The following is a 20369-nucleotide window of genomic DNA, read 5'->3' as shown; positions in this document are numbered from 1 at the left end:
ACTTTAACGAAGTAGTTACGTTGCTGATAAAGAAAAATTGTTATTGTTGAAGCAGTTATTAATTGTCTGCTTTTAATGCTTATGTTTCCGCAGAGGGGGCGGATAATACCGGTGAATTTACTAACTCGTATTGTCTTAATATTTTTCCTGATTATCACCCCGGCCTACAGCGCCCCTATTGCAAATAACGATACTGCATCCACCTCCGAAAATACCGCTATTGAAATCGATGTGTTAAGCAATGATACCGGTGACGCAGCCTTAGCTAACACGGTCAACATAAAACGGCCTTACCGAAAAGGCATTTTTGCAAGACGCAATGGTGACGTGCATTTCACGCCTAAATTAAATGCTGTAGGCCAAGAAAGCTTCCAATACACCGTCCGCGATGCGACAGGTGCTGTTTCCTCACCAGGAACAGTTACTGTCACAGTTAACGGCGCACCTTCAGACATCACACTCACAAATGCTACGGTCTCTGAAAACGAAGCACTTGGGACTTTGGTTGGCGCACTCACAAGTTCAGACCCAAACCTCCCTGCAAATCCTGGAGATTCACATACTTATGCATTAGTTGCGGGAATAGGCGATACTAACAATAATCTATTTCAAATCATCGGTGACCAATTACAAACAACCGCTTTATTAAACTTTGAAAGTCAGGCGAACTTAAACATTCGGGTTCGCAGTACCGATGCAGGCAACTTATTTACTGAGAAAAACTTTACTATTAGCGTAATAGATGTCAATGAAGTGCCAAATGTAGCTGGGGCGTCGTTTACTATCGCAGAAAACAGCAGTATTGGCACTAGCGTTGGAAACGTTACCGTCTCTGACCCAGATGCGGGTCAAAGCCATAGCTTTAGCATTACCGGCGGGAATACCAACGGTGCTTTTACTATTGATACCAACAATGGCAGCATTTCCGTCGCCAATAACACAGCCCTGAATTTTGAAACCACGCCGATATTTACTTTAACCGTACAAGCCACCGACAACGGTTCGCCAAACTTAAGCAACACAGCAACGATTACTATTCATTTAACCGATGTCAACGAAGCGCCTGATATTACGGCGGCAACGTTTAGCATTGCCGAAAACAGCAACACAGGAACTAGTATTGGCACCGTTAGCGCCGTCGATGTCGATACAGGACAAAGCTTAACTTACGCTATTACCGCCGGAAATATTGGTAATGCATTTGCTATAAACCAAAGTACCGGTGAAATAGTGGTTAATACCCGAGCTGCGTTAAATTTTGAAACCACGCCTAGCTTTAGCTTAACTGTTGAAGCCAGTGATAACGGCTCGCCTAATTTAAACAGCAGTGCGGTGATTACGGTTAACTTAAGCAATGTGAATGAAGCGCCAAGCGCTAATAATGATGATGCCGCAGTCGATGAAGCTGGCACAGTAACCGTTTTAACTTCATCAGCAACCCAGGTTTCGTTTAATGACAACGATCCTGATGTTGGCGATTTATTGTTTGTCACGACGACGCCGGTTATTGCGCCTACGCATGGGGTTTTAACGCTGAATGCCGATGGCAGTTTTAGCTACACTCACGATGGTAGCGAAACGACTAGCGATAGCTTTGTCTATGAAGTCTGTGATAGCGCGCCTCTGTGTAGCAATGCCACTGTTAACATTGCTATCAACCCTGTTAACGATGCGCCTGTAGCCAGCATTCCTGGCACTCAAACCAGCGATGAAGATGTGGTTTTAGTGTTTGATAACTTTAATAGTAATTTATTGAGTATCGCAGACGCTGATGCCGGTATTAATCAGTTGTCGCTAACGCTCGCAGTATCGTCCGGCACTTTAACCTTGAATAGCACTACGGGATTAACTTTTTCAGTTGGTGATGGCAACGCTGATGCAACAATGACGTTAACGGGTTTGCTAAGCGATATTAATAACGCTCTCGATGGAATGAGCTTCCAACCCGACCTTAATAGCTCTGGCAATAGTACGTTGACATTATCCGTCGATGACCAAGGCAATACTGGCAGTGGTGGCGCGTTAACCGACTCGGGCTCAGTCACTCTGACTATTAATGCGGTTAATGATGCACCAGAAAACAATGCTCCTGTCACCCAGACTATCAATGAAGATACAACGCTTGTGTTCAATGGAGCTAATAGTAATCTCATTAGCATTAGCGACATAGACGCTAGCAGTCAGTCGTTATTAATGACGCTCAGTGCGACAAACGGCAATCTAACACTATCCACAATTTCCGGTTTAGCATTTTCGAGCGGTGACGGCACTTCCGATTCAACAATGAGTTTCACTGGGAGTCTTAGCGATATAAACGCAAGCCTAGATGGCCTTAGCTTTCAACCAGACGCTAATGCAATCGGCAATGCCACGCTGTCGATAACGACAAACGATCAAGGTAATATCGGCAGCGGCGGTGCATTAAGCGACACTGACACGGTCTCAATTTCCATAAATAGTATCAATGACGCACCGACATTTGCCAAAGGCTTAGACCCGGTCATCATCCTAGAAGACTCGGGTGCTCAAAGTGTTACGGGATGGGCTAGCACAATCGATGATGGTGATCCAGAAACAACGCAAACATTAACTTTCAATATTACTGGTAACAGCAATCCTTCCCTATTTAGCGTAGCGCCAAGCATTGATGCAAGTACTGGTACGTTGACGTATACACCAACAGCTAATGCTAATGGTAGCGCGACCATTACGGTAGAACTTAGTGACAATGGCGGTACAGCAAACGGTGGTATTGATACGTCTAGCAGTCAAACGTTTGTGATTAACGTAACCGCAGTTAATGATGTACCTAGTTTCACCAAAGGTGCTGATCAAACAGTCAATGAAGATCCTAGTCCGCAAACGGTGAGTAACTGGGCAACGGCTATATCGACAGGCCCTGATAACGAAGCCAGTCAAACCGTAACATTCCAAGTCGGTAACAATAACAACAGCTTGTTTAGTGTTCAACCTGCTATTGATGCTAATGGCACGCTGACTTATTCGCCCGCAGCTAATGCCAATGGTTCTGCGACGGTTACGGTTAGCCTACAAGATAGCGGCGGTACTAGCGATGGTGGGATCGATACTAGCGCAACACAAACCTTTTTCCATTACCGTCAATGCTGTTAATGATGCGCCTAGCTTTTTTAGCTGGCGTTAATCAAACCGTAGACGAAGATGCCGCTGCTCAAAATATTATCGGCTGGGCCACAGCGATTAGCGATAACGATCCTGAAGTCGTGCAAGACTTAGCCTTTGTTATCACCAATAATTCAAATTCAGGCTTATTTAGCGTAGCACCTAGCATTAACGCAACAACAGGCGCTTTATCCTATACACTCGCAGCCAATGCGCATGGTATTGCAACCATTACCGCACAACTGGTCGATACTGGCGGCACGGCCAATGGCGGATTCGATACCTCGCCATCACAAAGTTTTACTATCACAGCAAACCCCGTCAATGATGCACCGTTAGTTACAGCGCCTGGTCCATTTGCTGTTACAGGGAATATCGCAATCTCAATACCTGCACCAGGGCTTCTAACCACAGTAAGCGACCCGGCAGATGGAGCAAGTGCTGAGCCGTTTACCATCAAGGAGGCATCGCTTACTTCAACAAACAACGGTAATGTGACGGTAAACACTAGCACAGGGGCGTTTACCTACAATCCACCGCCAGGATTTACCGGGTCTGATAGTTTTTCTTATGAAGTATGTGATAGTGGCGAACCTGGTAGTGCATGTACTAATGCAACAGTCGATTTAAACATTACCGGCACAATTTGGTTCGTCGATAATACTGCTTCATCCAATGGTGATGGACGCTTAAGCAGCCCTTTCAACTCGTTATCGGCCTTCCAAACTATTAATGACGGGAATGGCAATCATCCAGCCACCGGTGATAACGTATTTCTTTATGAAAGCTCGACGGCGTATATAGGCCCAATTATACTGCTGGATAATCAAAAATTAATCGGTCAAGATGTTACAACGGATTTAGTGACAGCGGCCGGTATTACTTTGGCGCCAAACAGCGTTGCTGTCCCCGTCATGAACAGCGCGAACGGTACAGTAGTGCGCGTGACAAATACCACTGCAAGTGCAGTGGCGGTTGGCTTGAGTAATAGCGCAAATGCGACGATTCGCGGGCTTACCTTGGGGAATGTACTTGCTTCAGGCACAGCAATAGGCAGCTTGGGGGCTGGGTTTGGTACGCTGACAATTACCGATACTTCGATAAATACTAACGGACGAGCGCTAAATTTAACCTCTGGCACGCTCGCCGCGACATTTGATTCAATTACCTCCAGTGCCAGTAATAACAACAGCATGTCGTTGACTTCGGTAGGCGGCTCTATGACCGTCACCGGCACAACCTCAGCGAGTAACAGCAGCGGCAACGGTATTGCCTTAAACTCAACCACAGGTAACTGGAATTTTGGTACCGTCAATGTCAGTAACACAGGCGGTGCGGGTATTGTTGTAAGTAGCGGCTCAGCGATTATTCAAATGGGTGCAACTACAGTAAACACGGTATCAAGAGTGGGTATTGCCGATATGACCGGGGGTAGCGTCACATTCAGCAGCCTTGATATTAACAACACTGTTAATCAAGGGGTTATTGTGTTGAATAATGCTAGCGCTGTGACCATTAACGGCGGCAGCATTCAAAATGCAGGCGCTACAGACTTTGAAATCTCAGGCGGAACGGGTAACGTCACCTACGCAGGTACCATTACTGATGATGTAGGCGTCTTAGTGAGTGTCAACGGTGCAACTGCTGGCACTAAAACCTTCTCAGGAGCCATTACCGATAATAACGATGGCGATGGTAGCGGTATTTCACTCACTAATAATACCGGAGCAGCCATTAACTTTACCGGTGGCTTAACCTTATCAACGGGTGCTAATGCTGCGTTTAGCGCTACCGGCGGTGGCACGATTAACATCACCGGAGCAGGCAATCGGATTACCACGACGACGAGCACCGCATTAAATGTCACCAATACCAACATAGGGGCGAGTGGCTTAACCTTCCAAAGCATTAATGCGGGTACGGCATCAGGCAGCAGTGGCGTCGGCATTTATCTCGATAACACAGGTATTAGTGGCGCAAACGCTGGTTTAACCGTGACGGGTAACGGCACCTCAGCCTCTGGCGGCACCATTCAACACAAAACCGGTGCAGATGGTTCGACCACCGCTGGTATCGGTATTTTCTTAAAAGATACTAAAAATGCCTCGTTTAGTTGGATGCAATTAAACGACTTCGACAATGGTGGCATTGTTGGCCGTAATGTCCAGGGCTTTAGCTTGCAAAACAGTGTTCTTAACGGCGTCATCGGCACTAACAGCGCAGCCAACGGTGATGGCCCAATTTATTTCGGTTTGTCAAACCCATCAGGTACTAATGGGCTACAAGGCACTGGTTTAATTCGTAACACCAAAATTAGTGGTGGTATCGAAAATAACCTCGAGTTTTACAACCAAAGCGGTTCTATGTCTTTGACGATAGAAGGAAGCAATGCTGTCAGCGAGGGCTCCAATGCGAACAGCGCCGCCGACGATAGCGCTGATTGTATCATCGAAGAAAACACAACGGGTTCAGGTAACGACGGTATTTTGATGGAAATGCAAGGCACGGCAGCGGCTACTATCGTTATCGACCGATGTTTATTCCGCGATAACAAATCGCAGCCGGTACAATTAGCAGCTATTGACAACGCATCAATTGTAGCGACGATTGATGAGTCCTGGGTGCGCAAGTTCGATCATGGCAACGAAGGCTTTATTGGGTCAAATGGAACTAACGGCGACTTGACGGCGATGATTAACAATAATCATGTGAACAATATTGACGGAACTAACATTTTTTGTCGGGCAAACACCAGGCAATGCCTCAACGACTGCTGTGTTACATGCAACCATCAGCGGTAATGTAGTCACACAATCAACAACGGCGACCAACCATAGTATTCTTGCCTTCCTGACCAGTACCATCGGTCAGATTTCGCCTGCTAGAATACGAGTAGACAATAATACTGTCATTAACAATTCAACATCCGGCTCCACACGCGGTATTCTTGTCGATACGCCTGATACCAGCACCAGCCCAAGCTTTGATGCAACGGTTACCAATAACAGCGTGGCCATTGGCGACTCCATTAACGGCGTCAGCGGGCTGGTAGCGCAAGCACGTAAAGCCTCAGAAACATGCACAAGCCTCTCAGGAAATACGGTAACCTTCCCCAACGGCACTCCGTCAGGTATTCAAGGTTTGCGCGCTCGCCAAGCTGATACGGCGGTGTATGATTTACAAACGAGTGTTAGCTGTACCGGTACGGCTGCAACCGTGCTGTCTTGTCTAAACCCAAGCGCAACGACAGAAGTGTTGGGAACGATTAATACAGTTTCACCCGGTACGTGCTTATTACCGGTGACCCCTTAATGGCACTGAGCACCGATATCTATTTCGTGCGTAACAACTGAGTTTAGCAAGGAGACTTTTATGGCAGAGCCGTTTTTAAGCGAAATTCGAATTATGAGCTTCAATTTTCCTCCTAGGGGTTGGGCGTTTTGTAATGGACAATTATTGCCTATTAACCAAAATCAAGCGTTATTTTCACTACTCGGAACTAACTTTGGTGGTGATGGGCGAGTAAACTTTGGATTGCCTGATTTACGTGGACGGGTGCCTATGCATGTGGGCAGCAGCCACTCGTTAGGAGAACGTGGCGGTGAGCTAAATACTACTCTTTCAATTGCCGAATTGCCTGAGCACACTCATACCGCTTACGCGTCCGGCGTTAATGCGACAGCGGCTATCCCTACATCATCACTAACCTTGGCTAATTCTGTCAATTATGACGCCTACAGACCTTTAACGACTGCCACTACCTTAGCGGCAGGTACCGTGAGCAACATCGGCGGCAGTCAAGCACACCTAAATATGCAACCGTTTTTGACGTTAAATTTCTGCATCGCCTTACAAGGCATCTTTCCCTCGCCCACCTAGGAGTCGACCATGGCACAACCTTATGTCGGCGAGATACGCATGTTTGCTGGCAACTTCGCACCAGCAGGATGGATGTTCTGCGCGGGGGATTTATTGCCGATTTCAGAATACGAGACCTTGTTTCAACTAATCGGCACGACTTACGGCGGCAACGGACAAGACACTTTTGGCTTACCTGATATGCGCGGACGCGTTCCTATTCATATGGGTAATGTGGGTACTGTCTTTATACTTGCTGAGACGGGCGGAGCAGAAGAAATTACGCTGACGATGAACCAGATTCCGGCACACAGCCACCCGCTCTTAGTATCGTCCGATGCGGCAAATTCCAGCAATGCGGCTGGAAATGTCCTAGGCGCGTCATTAACCACCACGCCATTATTTGCCGCAACACCAAACTTAACGTTGGCAGCAGAATCGATAAGCTCTGTTGGTGGTAGCCAACCACACACCAATTTTCAGCCCTATTTGTGCATTAATTTTATTATTTCCCTGTATGGAATCTTTCCATCCCCAACGTAAGAGGACAACATGGCCGATCCATTTGTAGCTGAAATCCGAATATTCCCGTTTAATTTTGCACCGACAGGTTGGGCTTGGTGTAATGGACAGTTATTGCCACTAAGTCAAAATACCGCCTTGTTTTCGTTATTAGGCACGACGTATGGTGGAAACGGAGAAAGTAATTTTGCGCTGCCGGACTTACAAGGCCGTGTCCCAATGCATCCAGGTCAAGGCCAAGGTCTATCATCACACGATTTAGGTGAAACCGGCGGCAGCGATACGGTCACACTGCTCGAGAGTGAAATGCCTGCCCATCGTCATGCTCTACTAACTCGTAACGATGTGGGAGAAGACAGAATTCCTAATCCGACTGAAGCATTGGCAAGATCCACGGGAGGCATGTTATATGCTGCTCCAAGCTCTTTAGTTCCATTAGCAGACAGCGCATTACCGCCTGCTGGAGGCAACCAACCGCATAATAATTTAATGCCTTATTTGACAATGTATTTTTGTATAGCCATGCAAGGTGTATTTCCACCTAGGACTTGACTATATTGCGAAACTAAATTGATTTTATTATGTTTTTACCTGAAAGAATAAATGTGGCCGAATTTTTAAAGCCAAGTTATCGCTATATTAAGCTGTTTTTGCTTGGCCTATTGAATGCGACTCTTATGACGGTATTAATTTTTATCGTTACCGAACAAGTATCAGCCGCAAATAACAACCCGCATAGCTTTGCTGATTTTAACGCGCATTTGGGCCAAAGCTTTACAGTTTACGGCGGCGCTATGGGCGAAAAAGTATGGTCAAAGACGGTAGAACTAAAGCTTATTGCTCTATCAGCTCCTCGGAAAAATGGAAGCACTGAACAATTTTCAGTGCGTTTCCAAGGCCCTATTGATTATCCGCTGGCGAAAGGCGTTTATACCTTCGAGAATCCAAAAACCGACCGCTTTGAGCTTTTTTTGGAACCGTACGGTGCCGATACTTCAGCAAGGTATTATCAGGCTGTATTTAATTTAATAACATGAGCGAACACTATGAAAGATGACTCATTCAGCCAAGGAATGGAAAGAAGGGATTTTCTTCGGCTATTGCTAAATGCTGCTGCAATAGGATATGCCGGACAATCAACCGCCAGCGCGCAGGCCTTTTTATTACCAGCACGCCCTAATCTCAGTTTAAATGGGGTGCTAAATAGTGAAATTTTCCAAGCATTATTGGGTGAAACCTTTACGCTTGTCAGTCTTGCTGAGCCGGTAAACGAGTATAAGGCGCAGCTTAAAACTGTCACAGAGGCCAATTCTATCTATATGTGCCCTAAAATAAATCAATTTTCTTTAGTGTTTCAAATGGACGGCAAGCCAATGCTAACCAGCGGCAACTATGTTGTTCAACACGCAACGGCTGGCACAACCCAACTTTATTTACAGACTACTAATGATAAAAACAGCAGTAGCTGCCGTGCGGATTTTAATTTACTGATTTAGCAATGCCCATGCTAGACCGACAAACCCGAGAGTTATTGTTTGATAGATTAACAACTGATTTACCTTCTGGTTATCTATTACGTGATGAAACTGAGCAGGACTTTAGCTTTATTGCTGAGTTGTATGCAGAAACACGCCGGGAGGAATTAGCCCCAGTACCGTGGAGTGAACTGGAAAAAAAACAATTTTTGCATTGGCAATGCCGTTTACAACGTGACCATTATCGTCGTTATTATCCCAATGCACGGTTTTGGATTTTGGAGCATAACAATCCGATAGGAAGATTGTATGTCGATGCAGGCACGGTAGAAATTAGAATCATGGATATTAGCTTAGAACCGAAATCACGCAATCAAGGTATCGGCTCGTTAATATTGAACAGCATCATTCATCTGGCCACGCAGCAACAATGTGAAGTGAGCTTGCATGTAGAGCCGGATAACCCAGCGCAACGCTTGTATCAACGTCTAGGATTTAACCAGGTTGAACAGCGTGGCGCTTATGATTTTTTAGTTTGGCGTACTGCTAGTTGAAAATAATCTCGTAACGCATACCTTGCTCACAAGGACCTGTCGGTACCATAAATAAACTCAGCTTGCCTAGGGTAGGATGTATTAAATCGTATAAGCCTTGCGGAAAGCGCCAGTCATGTGGCGCTATCAGTGTCAAGGTAAATGGCGTAGTAACACGCGCAGAGTGTGGACTAAACTCGCGAATATCACTGATTTCTGGATAGCATTCATGGCCTTGTATGGCTAATAGAAGGGATTGCGGCGCTAAATTGGCAAAATCTGCACTGGTGATGCGATCTAACATGATAAAAACTCTGACGTGTAAATTTTTATTATAACGCTCTAGCGCATTATTTTCTCTGTGTAGCAGCGAACTGCATTTTTTTAAGTTAAGGTAATTTTATGACCCCCACTCTGCCTGTTAATAAAGCTTACCCATTAGGTTATCCTGTTAAATTAATCACATTAGCCGGAACGATTGCAACAATTCTGGCAACGCTATAACCGCTTGGAGTAATCCGACCTTAGAAAAAGACAGCTATGCCTCGATACCTTTTATTCGCACAGACAAACATGGCGATGACCCTGTGTTGCATATTGATGCAAACAATACTGTCTTTTTACAATTTAGTCTTACTCAAGCCCTACCAAATAACATAGTCGCTAGTGATGTTGATAAGGCTACGTTAAAAATTTTCCTAACAGAGCTAGAAAAACCAGGACATTTAACAATTAAGCGCGTTGAACAGGCATGGAAAGAAGCGTCTTTGCCAATTAAGGGCGTGCAACCTATTTTGGATAATTTAGACAAAAAAGACGTTTATCATTCAAAAAGGCTATGAGCATCGCTGGGTAGAACTCGATGTGACTGATTTTGTTAAAGATTGGATACATGCGCCAACAAGCAACAACGGTCTGGCTTTATTAGTTGAACAACCTAGTAGCTTAAAACTCACAATTGACAGCAAGGAAAATGTAGACACTAGCCATCCTGCTTCTCTTGATATCATTTTAAACCCAAAAGGGTTAACAGGAGCAACAGGTAGCACAGGCAATACTGGTGCAACTGGCGTCACAGGTAGTACAGGCAATACCGGCGCAACTGGCGCCACAGGTAGCACAGGCAATACCGGCGCAACTGGCGTCACAGGTAGTACAGGTAATACCGGTGCAACTGGCGTCACAGGTAGCACAGGTAATACCGGCGCAACCGGGGCAGCAGGCAACATTGGTAATACTGGAATTCCAGGCGCAACGGGCAACACGGGTAATACCGGCGCTACAGGAGCTACAGGCAACACCGGTAATACTGGAGTGGTCGGACCCACGGGTCCTGCATCAGTCACCGTTAGATCCGCTAGTGCGAGAACCCTACAGGTATTAGTCTCTTGTCAAGCATCGGAAAAAGCCATTTCCGGAAGCTGCTTTGATACCGCCACAACCAGTTCAACCGGTAATGGCGTATTTGCCAGTGTACCCCTTTGTGGACCGTTGGCCTCTGATGTGTGCACTGACGGAGCGACTAATGCAACGGGTTGGCGTTGCGAATTTAACGATATTAACGATAATTCAGCGCCAGCGACGAATACCGCTTATGTTTTATGTGCAGAATAAGTGATTGAAAATATTTTAAAAACAACATTAATAAATATGGTTATCGAGGTTTAATTTTTATCTTGCTCATAATTCAATTTAATACGTTGTGATGTGCCGGTTTGCGTTTCCACATTAACGGTATCGGTTAGTTTATGTTTTAACACCAGTACCGCTTGCTTATTAAATAAGCCGACTTTTGTGCCTACATAAAAGTCGGGGGTTAAATACTGACCTACTGCTAATAAAGTGTCTTTTAACGTACTGCCTTGTTGTACCGATAATTCATCAATGCCTAGTTGTTCAGCCACCCAACCCATTTGACCTGATCCATAGGCTAACGCCGCACTCGCGACCATGTTGCTTTCGGATTGACTAACCTGGGTTAATGGCTTGCCGGTTAATAAATACGCTAACGCATCAGACTCGGCCAAAGCAGGTTCTGAGCTAATCCGAGTTTGTGGTGCTTTTAGCGGGCCGGAGACCGACACTACTGCGGTCACTTTTTTATCTTGTGATAAACGCGAAGCTTCTACATCTAGCCAAGGATTATCAACGGTCCATTAAAAATCAAGCGGCCTTTACGCACCGCTAAATTTTGCCCGTAGCTCTCATAACTGGCTTTGCTCATGTTCACATCACCATGCACTTTTAACGTCTCTTGAGCGCTAACAATTTTCAGCGCACCGGTTAATTGAGTTTTTAGCCCTTGGCCCGTAAAACTGACGTCATCGCCTAACTCGACATTGACCGTGCTGTTAATACCATACGTCTTCATGACCTTGGTTTCTTCAGGCTTAGGCTGGTTTAAAATAACTTCATCTTGACTCACAACAACAGCCGATTTAGGCACTTCTTTGATTGTTAGCTTAGCATAAGGAATTTTTAAGGCGCCGTTTAGCGTCGCTTGCTGGCCTGATTGACTAAACGTTAAATCAGGTGAAATATTGATTTCAGCCTCGGGCAGCTTAGCCACTTCAAATTGCTTACCGGTTAGGCTTAACTCAGTGGGCCATCCGGCTAAAGGTTGCATCAGAACACTGCCTGTCAGTTGCAAACTACCTTTACCAGACGAGGCTGAGCCTTGTATTTGTAAACGCTCAGACTGTTCACCACCCGCTACGGCGCTTAATTTGACGTCTTTTAACACGATGCCTAAAGGATTAATCTTTGCTCCGGCTTGGTCGACGACGACTTGCCCGGTTAATAACGGCGCATTTAACTGACCTGCAACATTTAAATCAGCTTGCACTCGGCCTTTAAGCTGGCTGACTTCAGGCAAAAAGGGGTCTAGCCAAGCGGTATCGCTCATTTGCAATCCCAGATGCCCTTGTAATTTTTGACTAGCCGTGGAAAGTTGGAATTGCGCTAAGCCTTTATCGTTACCCGTTAAGCCAAGTGTCATTTGTCCGGTTAATTGTTCGCCGTCTAAGCCTGCATTAAGCGTAGAAGGCGTTAATTCAATCGTGTGGACTTGCCGACGTTGCTTAACCTGCACAATGGTTTTAGCACCGGTATTAAAGTGAAACTCACCGGTTAAACCGTTTTTTTGTTGCGCAAGATCAGCGCTTAACTGTAACTCAGACTGCAACGAAAAAGGTTTTATCTAAACCCGATGCCGTTGGCAAAAATGGCTTTGCTGTAGCAGTAAGTTTTAGATGCTGAGTTTGCTCAGCTATCGCATCGATTTGAATATCGGTTAAGCCAATATTAGCACTGTTCACCGTACCGTCATGCCATGTTAACTGCCCGGTGAATGTTGGTTTTGCCAGTTGACCGGCTAAGGCAATATTCGCAGTTAATAGCCCTGAGGTGATACTCGCGTCGGGTAAAAACGCATTCAGCAATTGATACGAGTTAAGCTTGGCATTAATCTGCCCGGATAATGCTTGTGGCGCGGTTAAACCTAAATTCACCGTGCCGGTTAACTGGTTATTACCCTCATAACTGAAAGCGAGTTCGGTTTTTAATTGCTGACGCGCTAACACGCCTTTTACAGCTAGCTCGCCTAGAGCAAGCGTTGTTGGTTGTTTTGCGCCAGTAAGCGTTATCGTCGAGCTAGGCACAGTGAATTGATATTGCCCAGACCACCCGGAGCTAGCATCCGATTTCAATTGCACATCACTATTTAATATGCTGTTGTTAAAAGCAACCGCATGATGAGGTAGCACAGGATTCAGTAACGCCAATGGCAAGCCCTGGCTTGTGAAACTCGCCGTGATGCGTTGCGCATCGATAAAGCGCCCCGCCACACAAACACGCGCCGCTGTTTGGCTTAAACATAAAGGCGCTAACTCAACAGCTAGCGCTTTTGCTAACGGTTGCGCGGTTAACAACACAGGTACTTGAGCATGCCAATCTCCTGCCCGAGTTGCGGTTAGCGATAATTCGGTTACTTGCCCTGACCAGGTAGGCTTACGCCATTGACCTGAGAGCGCTAGACTTAATTGACCATAATTGGTGTTAATCTGGCTTTGTGCCTGTTGCTTATTAATATCACCGCTGACGTTAATATGCGCTGTAGCAATGTCTAAGGTATTACTGTGAATCGCATCGGCTTTGAGTTCGATACGAGAATTAGGATTTTCTGGCTTAAAGTCAACAACCAACGCCAGGTTTTTAATCTGATATTGTTGCAGTCGTAAGTCTAGGCCTGACAATTGGGCGTTCACATCCGGCATAGGCCAACGCCCTTTAAGCGTTGTTTCACCGTTTATCTTACCGGCTAAGCCAGGCCATAAAACCGATAAATCCGGCATATCGGCGTTTACGGTTAAGTTGGCTTGTTGCTGACTTAACATGCCTTCGCTTTTAAGTTGATTACGCCCTATTTTTATCGTCAAGGGCTTAATCGTTAATTGCTCATGTTGGTATTCCACTAAGCCTTGCGCAGTTATCGGCTGGCCGCGTAGCGTACCGTCGATATTATGAATCTGTAGGCTAGCTTGCCAGTCTTTTTGGTATTGCCCGCGTAATTGGCTAGATAGTGTTAATTGGCTGGGAAAATCAGGTACTAACAATGCCAGATTAAACGCTTTAGCACTAAGCGCTAAGTTAAATGCCAGAAAGTTTTGCCAACTCACTTCACCACTGAATTGGCACTGGCCGTCTGCTGTCGTTAGCTGTAACGGTTTAAAGCTGAAGCTCGTTAAACTGCCCTGCCCTTGTAACGTCACTAACGCCTGTTTCACATTAGGGCTGGCTAATTGTGCGCTAGCGTTAACTTGATAAGCGTTGAGCGTACCGTTAACTTCAAGCCGGCCTTGTTGACTTTGTAGTTGCGGCGTAGCACCGGTTAATGGCCAACGCAGTTGTTGTTGCCAGGTGCTGACTGATTTTATCGTCGGTGTAGCTAAAATCTCGCTAAATTCCGCTTTAGATTGAATAGCAAACGGCTGTTTAAGCTCATGTTGTAACGTTAACCGATTAATATCCCCGATTACTTGCAACTGCCCTTGCCATGTTCCTACAGCATGAGTAAAACGCCAATCACCTTGTAGCTGCATAGGAAAACCAGCGCTTAAATCTAGCTCGCCTGTAAGCTTGGTATCAATATCGGGTAAGTTAACGCTAAGCTTTTGTAATACAATATGATTGTTCTGGCTTTGTAATGCTAAATTCACTTGCTTAAGCGTTAGCACAGTGCCGTCATTAATCAACTGAGTATCATCAAGTTGCACATGCTTTAGCTGAATAGATACGGGTAACTGTATGCCTTGTTGCCAAGTGAACGTCGACGGTGGAGCCGGTTTAGTGGGATGTGGCGCAATGATTAATTTTTGGGAGGTGAATGCATCAATCGCCAGGGTTCGGGTAAGCAATGCCGGTGCTTGCCAGGCAAGATGTATTGAATCAGCGCTTAATGATAAGTCTGGATTCTCATAACGTAGACCGGTTAAGGTTATTTGCGATAACAACGTGCCGTGCATCGCCGTTATGGTTAAACCAGGAACATGGTTTAATACCCAGCGGCAACCTCGTTCGCTAGCGATGACGCCAACAACAACCGCTAATGGTATCAACACCAGCAATAACAGGACGATGACTGTTTTTAACCACTTCATAGTCTAGCCCCAGCCGCAAAATGAATTTGTACCGCCGAGTCAGATTCATTGATTGGCAAGCCTACATCAATACGCACAGGCCCTATCGGTGAATACCAGCGCGCACCTAAGCCTACGCCGGTTTTTAATTCTATCGTGTTGTATTTAAACGCATTACCAGTATCTATAAAAGCTGCAATAGCCCAATCATCGAGGATAGCTTGTTCGTATTCAAGACTAAACACCGCTAAAAACGTCCCGCCAACCACGGTACCCGAGCTATCTTTAGGACCTAATTCTTTGTAAGCATAACCGCGTACGCTGCTAATACCGCCCGCATAAAACCGGTTAGTCGTGGGTAACCGATTAAATGGGTCAACCCACGTTGCGCCTAATTCGGTACGCGCTATCCATTTACTGCGTTGCTTAGTCGATGGGTCTGCTGGCGACCAAGGCGCTGGAGTAATGTAAGTCGCTGACAGTAGCGCTTGTGCAAAGCTCACATCCGATAATAACGCTTTATAACTACCTGTTAAATCTAACTGTACTCGATAACCTCGGTTAGGTCTGAGCAAGTTATCCGACACTGAGCGCAACCAGCTCACACCGGGTGCCAATACTAGCGTGTTACCAGTAGTCGTACCGGTATCAAAATTTTTCATAGCTATAATCTAAAAACAAACGTTTGTTTCCAACCACTACGAAATAAATGCTTTAATCGAGCGGAGACTTTACCGGTTGCAGAACGATAAGTACTGGTGTCTTCCATCTTGCCACCGGCACCGAAACTAAATGCATCAAATACTGGGTTTTTAAGCGGTACGACATACTCAGCATCCGCAGTTGATAATACGGGTGATAAATCCATGTTGGCATTCAGCAAATGGCCTAAACGATTAATTCTACGATTACTATACGCCGCGCTGCCTAATGGGCCTATATCCGTATCAAAACCAGCGCCTAAGCCATAATGGTGTTTGCTTTTAGGTTTTAACTGAATCGTAACCGGGACTTGTTGCTGGCTGATATGCTCTAAATCAGGCCGAATCGCAATGCTATCGAAATAACCGCTGTTTGATAACGCATTGTAAGTATTGGCGATATGTTCGCTCGTGTAATAATCGCCCGTTTTCATATCTAAAAAGCGCGCGACCAATCCGGGACGTAATATGTCTTGCTCAATGGTGAGCTTGCCAAAACGCATACGCGGCCCAGAATCAAAGGTTAAAACAATGTCAGCACGATTGTTTTCTTTATCGATGAGTAACTTTTTTTTCAGTAAATTGGCTGGATAAATAGCCTTGATCTTGCGCTAAGGTATTAAATTTACCCTTAATCGATTCATAAAAGTCATGGCGTAGGGGCTGATTTTTTTGCGCTATCAACGTTTCACGCAACGCCATAAAATCCTTATCCATAGCGGCTGCACCGATTAGCGTGATTCGAATATCTTGAATAAGCGTGCGCTCACCGGCTTGAATGGTAAATTCAGCCAACCAGCAGGCAGGCTTAATCGTTAACGTTTTCTCGACCACAACATGATAATAGCCTAACGCACGCAGAGCTTCGTCAATATCGGCATCGGCTTTATCAAACAAACCACGAATTTTCCATTCCGGTGTTTTACACGCTTCTTTGCTTAGCGCTAACGTCGTTCTAACGTTCGTTTCCGCTTCGTCATCTAAGCCTTTTATGTTTAGCTCGGCACAGGTTGGCTGAGAAAACGCCAGTAAACCCAATACGATTAGCAACGTGTTTAAACGCAATGATTGCAGGAAATACAGTTTTCTAAGCATTACCGCCATCGCTGACAAGCCCTGTTTACGCTATTCTTTAGCGGTTAACTGATATTTTCGCACCCGATAACGCAAGGTTTCTCGAGTTGTGCCTAAAATTCTAGCCGTCGCAGCAAGGTTGTAATCGGTGCGCGCCAGAGCTGTTTTAATAATGTGTTTATCCATATCGTCTAATGCCATGCTGCCATCTAACGGTAAACAAATCAGATGTTCCGTGTCAGTTAACACCGATAACTGTTGGTCACCGGGTAATTGTAGCCATTGCACGGGAAACACAGAGCCTTCGGCAAATAATACACAGCGTTCAATTACATTGCGTAACTCTCTAACATTGCCAGGCCAGTGATAAGCTTTTAACTTATGCCAAACATCGTCAGGGATTTGTTTGACTTGACGCCCCGCTTTTGCATTGTACTCGGCGACAAATAACGGTACTAAATCATCTAAATCAGCAATAGCAGCTCGTAATGGCGGTAAACTCACTTTAAACACGCTAAGCCTATGATACAAATCTGCCCTAAACGCGCCGGTTTTAGCTAAAGCTTCTAAATCACGGTTACTCGCCGCAATGATTTGCACATCAACATTAATTTCTTTTTCACCACCTAAGCGCCTAACTTTATGGTCTTCTATCGCTTTCAATAGCTTAGCTTGTAAATCTAACGGCATTTCACCGATTTCATCCATGAATAAGGTACCGCCATCGGCTTGCTCTAATAAGCCACGATGACGGGCTAGTCGCGCCAGTAAATGCGCCTGGCTCATGACCAAACAATTCAGATTCTAATAATTCTCTAGGTAGCGCGGCACAATTGACCTCAATCATAGGATGTTGAGCGCGCACACCACCATAATGCAAAATTCTCGCCGTTAAGCCTTTGCCAGTGCCACTTTCCCCGCCTATGATGAGCGCACTAAATGGCACTTGCGTTAGCTTAGTCAATAAGTCGCGTATGCCTTGCGCTTGTTCACTATGTCCAACATACGCATCGGGCGAATAACGCTTATGACCTTGTTTCGCTTGGTCAAACACTCTGCGCTGTATAGACGCATTACGCGCAGCACTCGCAACCACTAAATCTAAGCGCTCTAAATCACAAGGCTTTTCTAAGAAATCATATGCCCCTAAACGCAATGCCCGCACAGAATCGGGTACGCTGCCATATCCCGTTAAGAACAGCCATTCAGCATGGGCAGCATGTTTTTTCATCGCTTCCATGAAATCTAATGCATTGCCATCACGCAAGTTCATATCCGACAAAATTAATAACGGCTCCAAGTTATTAACCAGTAGATTTTTTGCTTCTTTTAACGTATCGGCCCAAACCACTTCCCAACCCAATTGTCGGTAATGCCTAGACAATTCAGCACCTAATAATTGCTCGTCTTCAATCACTAATAAGGTTTCTACCACAACTGCTCCTAATGCACAGTTTTTGCCAATGATACCGTTACACACGCGCCATGCGGACTATGATTGCTCAGTTTAACCTGACCACCTACATGTTTAACATAGCGCTGCACCATCGCTAAGCCCAAGCCTGTCCCATCTGAGCGTGTAGTGCGAAAAGGTCTAATACCATATTCCAGCAATTCATTAGAAAAACCTGGACCATCATCAATCACACTAATTTGCACTTCATCCGCTAGCTCTACGACGCGTAATGTTATGGTACCGGTTTTATTAACACTGACTTGCGCGGCATTTAACACTAAATTTAATAGCACTTGTCTTAAACCACTTTCAGGTAAACGCATCGGTAAATGACTAGGTGCTTCAATTTTCATGCAAATACCCTCTGGAATTTGATAACGCACTAATGTGACTAAATCACGAATCATTTCTATCGCATCAAAATTATTGGCCGGCTCAGGCGTATGATTGCTTTGCCGTAAAATATCGTTCAGTAGCTTAGCTAAACGCTTGAGTTCAGAGGTAATTGACGTCATGCGTTCAGCGAGTTGCGGCTCAGTAATTTCCTTACGCAAATTACTAAACGCCATATCAATGCCCGCTAATGGGTTACGAATTTCATGCGCTAATTCGGCAGCGACTTCTCCCACTGCGGCGAGCCGTTCTGCTCGCGCTAGGCTATGCTGTTGCTCTAATAAGGCTTGTGTTGCCAAGCGAACTTCTCGTTGCAACGATTGCGCATATTGTTTTTGTGCAGCTTCAAGTTCAGCTAAGCGGGTAACCATATTGTTATAACTAGTGAATACCGGCAATAACAACGAATCCAAATGCGTGGTATTAATCGGACTAAAGCGTCCTTCGGTTAACTGTTCTAATAACATACGCAAATCATTCAACGGCAATAAAATACGAAAGCGTAAAAATAAAATTGCGCCGAGCAAAATGGGTAAGAAAATCGCAAGTGTTGAATATAACTCGTTACGCGTATCAAAATTGATTTCTTCTAACAGCGTTTCCCGTCGCAACGTTTCGTTATTTAACGTTTCGCTCATAATCGTTAGCGCTTCGGTTAAATGACCTTTTTTTTCAGGCTGAGGCTGTAACCCTAAATTCGTTAACATACCTCTCACTTTTTCTAAGTTGGTTTTAGTATCGGCCGATAGATACACATTATCAGCAATTAACTCATCAATATGAGCTAATGTGTCAACTAAGGCTAATGATTGCGAGTCTGGGTTCTCTTGTAGTAAATAATTAATCAGCGACTGTTGTAACTCAACCGACACATTTTGAATCCTATGTGAATAGCTCACATAAGATAACACGGTATCAAAATGCTGATAATTGCGGAAAATCATAATAGACAACACGCTTAACGCTAATAACAACAAGCTAAGAAAAGCTAGCGCTCGACGTTTTTGCAGGTTTAGATAACACGGGGTTGGTATAAGCATTCACTAGACAGACTCTATATAGACACATCGCTGTATCATAGCAAACCTGAAACGCTATTGAGTTGTTAAGATAAAGTTTGTCCAACTATCCCCAAACAAAGTTTAGGGGATAGACAACATCATGAATGGCTGTGTGAGCTGCCAACGACAATAAGAAGACGCAAGCGAGTAATAAATGAGTACGCTATGACAAGGAAGTTATAACTTAGACTAACGGGGAAAGGTAGATATATTTAAGACCGTTTCATCGAATCAAAGAATTCAGCATTGGTTTTAAAGTCTTTTAACTTACCAATTAAAAACTCAGAGGCTGCCGTTTCATCCATAGGCTGTAAGATTTTGCGTAAAATCCATGTTTTTTGCAGGTTTTCGGGGTCAACCAGGTATTCTTCTCTGCGCGTACCTGAACGATTGATATTAATGGCCGGATAAATCCGTTTTTCAGCAATTTTACGGTCTAAATGCAACTCCATGTTGCCTGTGCCTTTAAACTCCTCATAAATCACTTCATCCATACGTGAGCCGGTATCGACTAAAGCG

At 45.0% G+C, this 20369-nt stretch carries 19 protein-coding genes and 2 pseudogenes; 11 read left to right on the top strand and 10 right to left on the bottom strand.

Annotation, left to right across the window (positions count from 1 at the left end):
• Positions 1-111: 111 nt before the first annotated feature.
• Genes VZ94_RS13225 through VZ94_RS13185 form a run of 9 tightly spaced genes read left to right on the top strand, consistent with a single transcriptional unit; the run spans position 112 to position 9550 of the window.
• Positions 112-3132 (top strand): cadherin-like domain-containing protein, encoded by a 3021-nt coding sequence (locus VZ94_RS13225; protein WP_045779587.1) that lies wholly within the window; start codon positions 112-114, stop codon positions 3130-3132.
• Positions 3132-5942, top strand: coding sequence for a beta strand repeat-containing protein (locus VZ94_RS13220; RefSeq protein WP_131655559.1), 2811 nt, complete (start codon positions 3132-3134; stop codon positions 5940-5942). Before VZ94_RS13225 ends, VZ94_RS13220 begins: the two co-directional genes overlap by 1 nt.
• A complete protein-coding gene (locus VZ94_RS13215) occupies positions 5860-6453 on the top strand; it encodes a hypothetical protein (RefSeq protein WP_131655558.1) in 594 nt (197 codons plus the stop codon). The genes VZ94_RS13220 and VZ94_RS13215 overlap by 83 nt, the downstream gene beginning before the upstream one ends.
• A gap of 60 nt (positions 6454-6513) precedes the next feature.
• The gene (locus tag VZ94_RS13210; RefSeq protein WP_045779584.1) at positions 6514-7020 is read left to right on the top strand and encodes a phage tail protein; all 507 of its coding nucleotides are present in this window, start codon (positions 6514-6516) and stop codon (positions 7018-7020) included.
• Positions 7021-7029: 9 nt separating this feature from the next.
• The gene (locus VZ94_RS13205; RefSeq protein ID WP_045779583.1) at positions 7030-7542 is read left to right on the top strand and encodes a phage tail protein; all 513 of its coding nucleotides are present in this window, start codon (positions 7030-7032) and stop codon (positions 7540-7542) included.
• A 9-nt stretch (positions 7543-7551) separates the two neighbouring features.
• Complete coding sequence (locus tag VZ94_RS13200; protein WP_045779582.1) at positions 7552-8073, top strand: phage tail protein; 522 nt, start codon at positions 7552-7554, stop codon at positions 8071-8073.
• 29 nt (positions 8074-8102) lie between these two features.
• Positions 8103-8558 carry a DUF6916 family protein gene (locus VZ94_RS13195; RefSeq protein ID WP_045779581.1) on the top strand — a complete coding sequence of 152 codons (456 nt, stop codon included), beginning with the start codon at positions 8103-8105 and terminating at the stop codon, positions 8556-8558.
• Between the two features lie 9 nt (positions 8559-8567).
• Positions 8568-9017: a DUF6916 family protein gene (locus VZ94_RS13190; protein ID WP_131655557.1), complete on the top strand. Its 450-nt coding sequence runs from the start codon at positions 8568-8570 to the stop codon at positions 9015-9017.
• An 8-nt stretch (positions 9018-9025) separates the two neighbouring features.
• The gene (locus VZ94_RS13185) at positions 9026-9550 is read left to right on the top strand and encodes a GNAT family N-acetyltransferase (protein WP_045779589.1); all 525 of its coding nucleotides are present in this window, start codon (positions 9026-9028) and stop codon (positions 9548-9550) included.
• Here the strand turns inward: VZ94_RS13185 and VZ94_RS13180 are convergent.
• Entirely contained in the window at positions 9543-9833 is a 291-nt protein-coding gene (locus tag VZ94_RS13180; RefSeq protein WP_045779579.1) for a DUF6916 family protein, read from the bottom strand. The two genes, VZ94_RS13185 and VZ94_RS13180, sit on opposite strands and share 8 nt — an antisense overlap.
• A gap of 283 nt (positions 9834-10116) precedes the next feature.
• Between VZ94_RS13180 and VZ94_RS13175 the strand changes: the two genes are divergently transcribed.
• Together VZ94_RS13175 and VZ94_RS30795 are read left to right on the top strand one after the other, a co-directional pair.
• Positions 10117-10371 carry a hypothetical protein gene (locus VZ94_RS13175; protein ID WP_045779578.1) on the top strand — a complete coding sequence of 85 codons (255 nt, stop codon included), beginning with the start codon at positions 10117-10119 and terminating at the stop codon, positions 10369-10371.
• 22 nt (positions 10372-10393) lie between these two features.
• Positions 10394-11143, top strand: coding sequence for a collagen-like triple helix repeat-containing protein (locus VZ94_RS30795; protein ID WP_052700523.1), 750 nt, complete (start codon positions 10394-10396; stop codon positions 11141-11143).
• 50 nt (positions 11144-11193) lie between these two features.
• Here VZ94_RS30795 and VZ94_RS30790 read toward each other — a convergent pair whose 3' ends face one another.
• The 9 genes and pseudogenes from VZ94_RS30790 to rho all read right to left on the bottom strand — a co-directional run.
• The gene (locus VZ94_RS30790; protein WP_045779577.1) at positions 11194-11625 is read right to left on the bottom strand and encodes a translocation/assembly module TamB domain-containing protein; all 432 of its coding nucleotides are present in this window, start codon (positions 11623-11625) and stop codon (positions 11194-11196) included.
• Between the two features lie 35 nt (positions 11626-11660).
• Positions 11661-12713 (bottom strand): translocation/assembly module TamB domain-containing protein, encoded by a 1053-nt coding sequence (locus VZ94_RS30785; RefSeq protein WP_045779576.1) that lies wholly within the window; start codon positions 12711-12713, stop codon positions 11661-11663.
• Positions 12703-15186 carry a translocation/assembly module TamB domain-containing protein gene (locus VZ94_RS13155; protein ID WP_045779575.1) on the bottom strand — a complete coding sequence of 828 codons (2484 nt, stop codon included), beginning with the start codon at positions 15184-15186 and terminating at the stop codon, positions 12703-12705. Before VZ94_RS13155 ends, VZ94_RS30785 begins: the two co-directional genes overlap by 11 nt.
• Positions 15183-15827, bottom strand: coding sequence for an autotransporter assembly complex protein TamA (locus VZ94_RS29095; protein ID WP_239649920.1), 645 nt, complete (start codon positions 15825-15827; stop codon positions 15183-15185). The genes VZ94_RS13155 and VZ94_RS29095 overlap by 4 nt, the downstream gene beginning before the upstream one ends.
• A 2-nt stretch (positions 15828-15829) precedes the next feature.
• On the bottom strand, positions 15830-16369 hold the full coding sequence (locus VZ94_RS29090; RefSeq protein WP_239649919.1) for a POTRA domain-containing protein: 540 nt from the start codon (positions 16367-16369) through the stop codon (positions 15830-15832).
• A gap of 49 nt (positions 16370-16418) precedes the next feature.
• Positions 16419-16961 (bottom strand): POTRA domain-containing protein, encoded by a 543-nt coding sequence (locus VZ94_RS29085; protein WP_239649918.1) that lies wholly within the window; start codon positions 16959-16961, stop codon positions 16419-16421.
• A 30-nt stretch (positions 16962-16991) separates the two neighbouring features.
• Positions 16992-18375: pseudogene (locus VZ94_RS13145) on the bottom strand (sigma-54-dependent transcriptional regulator).
• An 8-nt stretch (positions 18376-18383) separates the two neighbouring features.
• Positions 18384-19829 (bottom strand): sensor histidine kinase, encoded by a 1446-nt coding sequence (locus VZ94_RS13140; RefSeq protein WP_045779574.1) that lies wholly within the window; start codon positions 19827-19829, stop codon positions 18384-18386.
• Between the two features lie 233 nt (positions 19830-20062).
• Positions 20063-20369: pseudogene (gene rho / locus VZ94_RS13135) on the bottom strand (transcription termination factor Rho); the annotation flags it as partial.

The sequence above is a fragment of the Methylocucumis oryzae genome (assembly GCF_000963695.1).
Classification (GTDB): Bacteria; Pseudomonadota; Gammaproteobacteria; order Methylococcales; family Methylomonadaceae; genus Methylovulum; species Methylovulum oryzae.
Note: the sequence above shows the minus strand (reverse complement) of the source record. Positions and strands in the feature narration are given on the sequence as shown.

What these genes read in the sequence shown, in the direction of transcription:
- VZ94_RS29085 (WP_239649918.1), bottom strand. Translation starts at nt 16,961, where the DNA reads ATGCTTAGAAAACTGTATTTCCTGCAATCATTGCGTTTAAACACGTTG.
- VZ94_RS13185 (WP_045779589.1), top strand. Translation starts at nt 9,026, where the DNA reads ATGCTAGACCGACAAACCCGAGAGTTATTGTTTGATAGATTAACAACT.
- VZ94_RS13190 (WP_131655557.1), top strand. Translation starts at nt 8,568, where the DNA reads ATGAAAGATGACTCATTCAGCCAAGGAATGGAAAGAAGGGATTTTCTT.
- VZ94_RS29090 (WP_239649919.1), bottom strand. Translation starts at nt 16,369, where the DNA reads ATGCGTTTTGGCAAGCTCACCATTGAGCAAGACATATTACGTCCCGGA.
- VZ94_RS13140 (WP_045779574.1), bottom strand. Translation starts at nt 19,829, where the DNA reads ATGCTTATACCAACCCCGTGTTATCTAAACCTGCAAAAACGTCGAGCG.
- VZ94_RS13180 (WP_045779579.1), bottom strand. Translation starts at nt 9,833, where the DNA reads ATGTTAGATCGCATCACCAGTGCAGATTTTGCCAATTTAGCGCCGCAA.
- VZ94_RS13155 (WP_045779575.1), bottom strand. Translation starts at nt 15,186, where the DNA reads ATGAAGTGGTTAAAAACAGTCATCGTCCTGTTATTGCTGGTGTTGATA.
- VZ94_RS29095 (WP_239649920.1), bottom strand. Translation starts at nt 15,827, where the DNA reads ATGAAAAATTTTGATACCGGTACGACTACTGGTAACACGCTAGTATTG.
- VZ94_RS13210 (WP_045779584.1), top strand. Translation starts at nt 6,514, where the DNA reads ATGGCAGAGCCGTTTTTAAGCGAAATTCGAATTATGAGCTTCAATTTT.
- VZ94_RS13195 (WP_045779581.1), top strand. Translation starts at nt 8,103, where the DNA reads ATGTTTTTACCTGAAAGAATAAATGTGGCCGAATTTTTAAAGCCAAGT.
- VZ94_RS13220 (WP_131655559.1), top strand. Translation starts at nt 3,132, where the DNA reads ATGATGCGCCTAGCTTTTTTAGCTGGCGTTAATCAAACCGTAGACGAA.
- VZ94_RS13200 (WP_045779582.1), top strand. Translation starts at nt 7,552, where the DNA reads ATGGCCGATCCATTTGTAGCTGAAATCCGAATATTCCCGTTTAATTTT.
- VZ94_RS13205 (WP_045779583.1), top strand. Translation starts at nt 7,030, where the DNA reads ATGGCACAACCTTATGTCGGCGAGATACGCATGTTTGCTGGCAACTTC.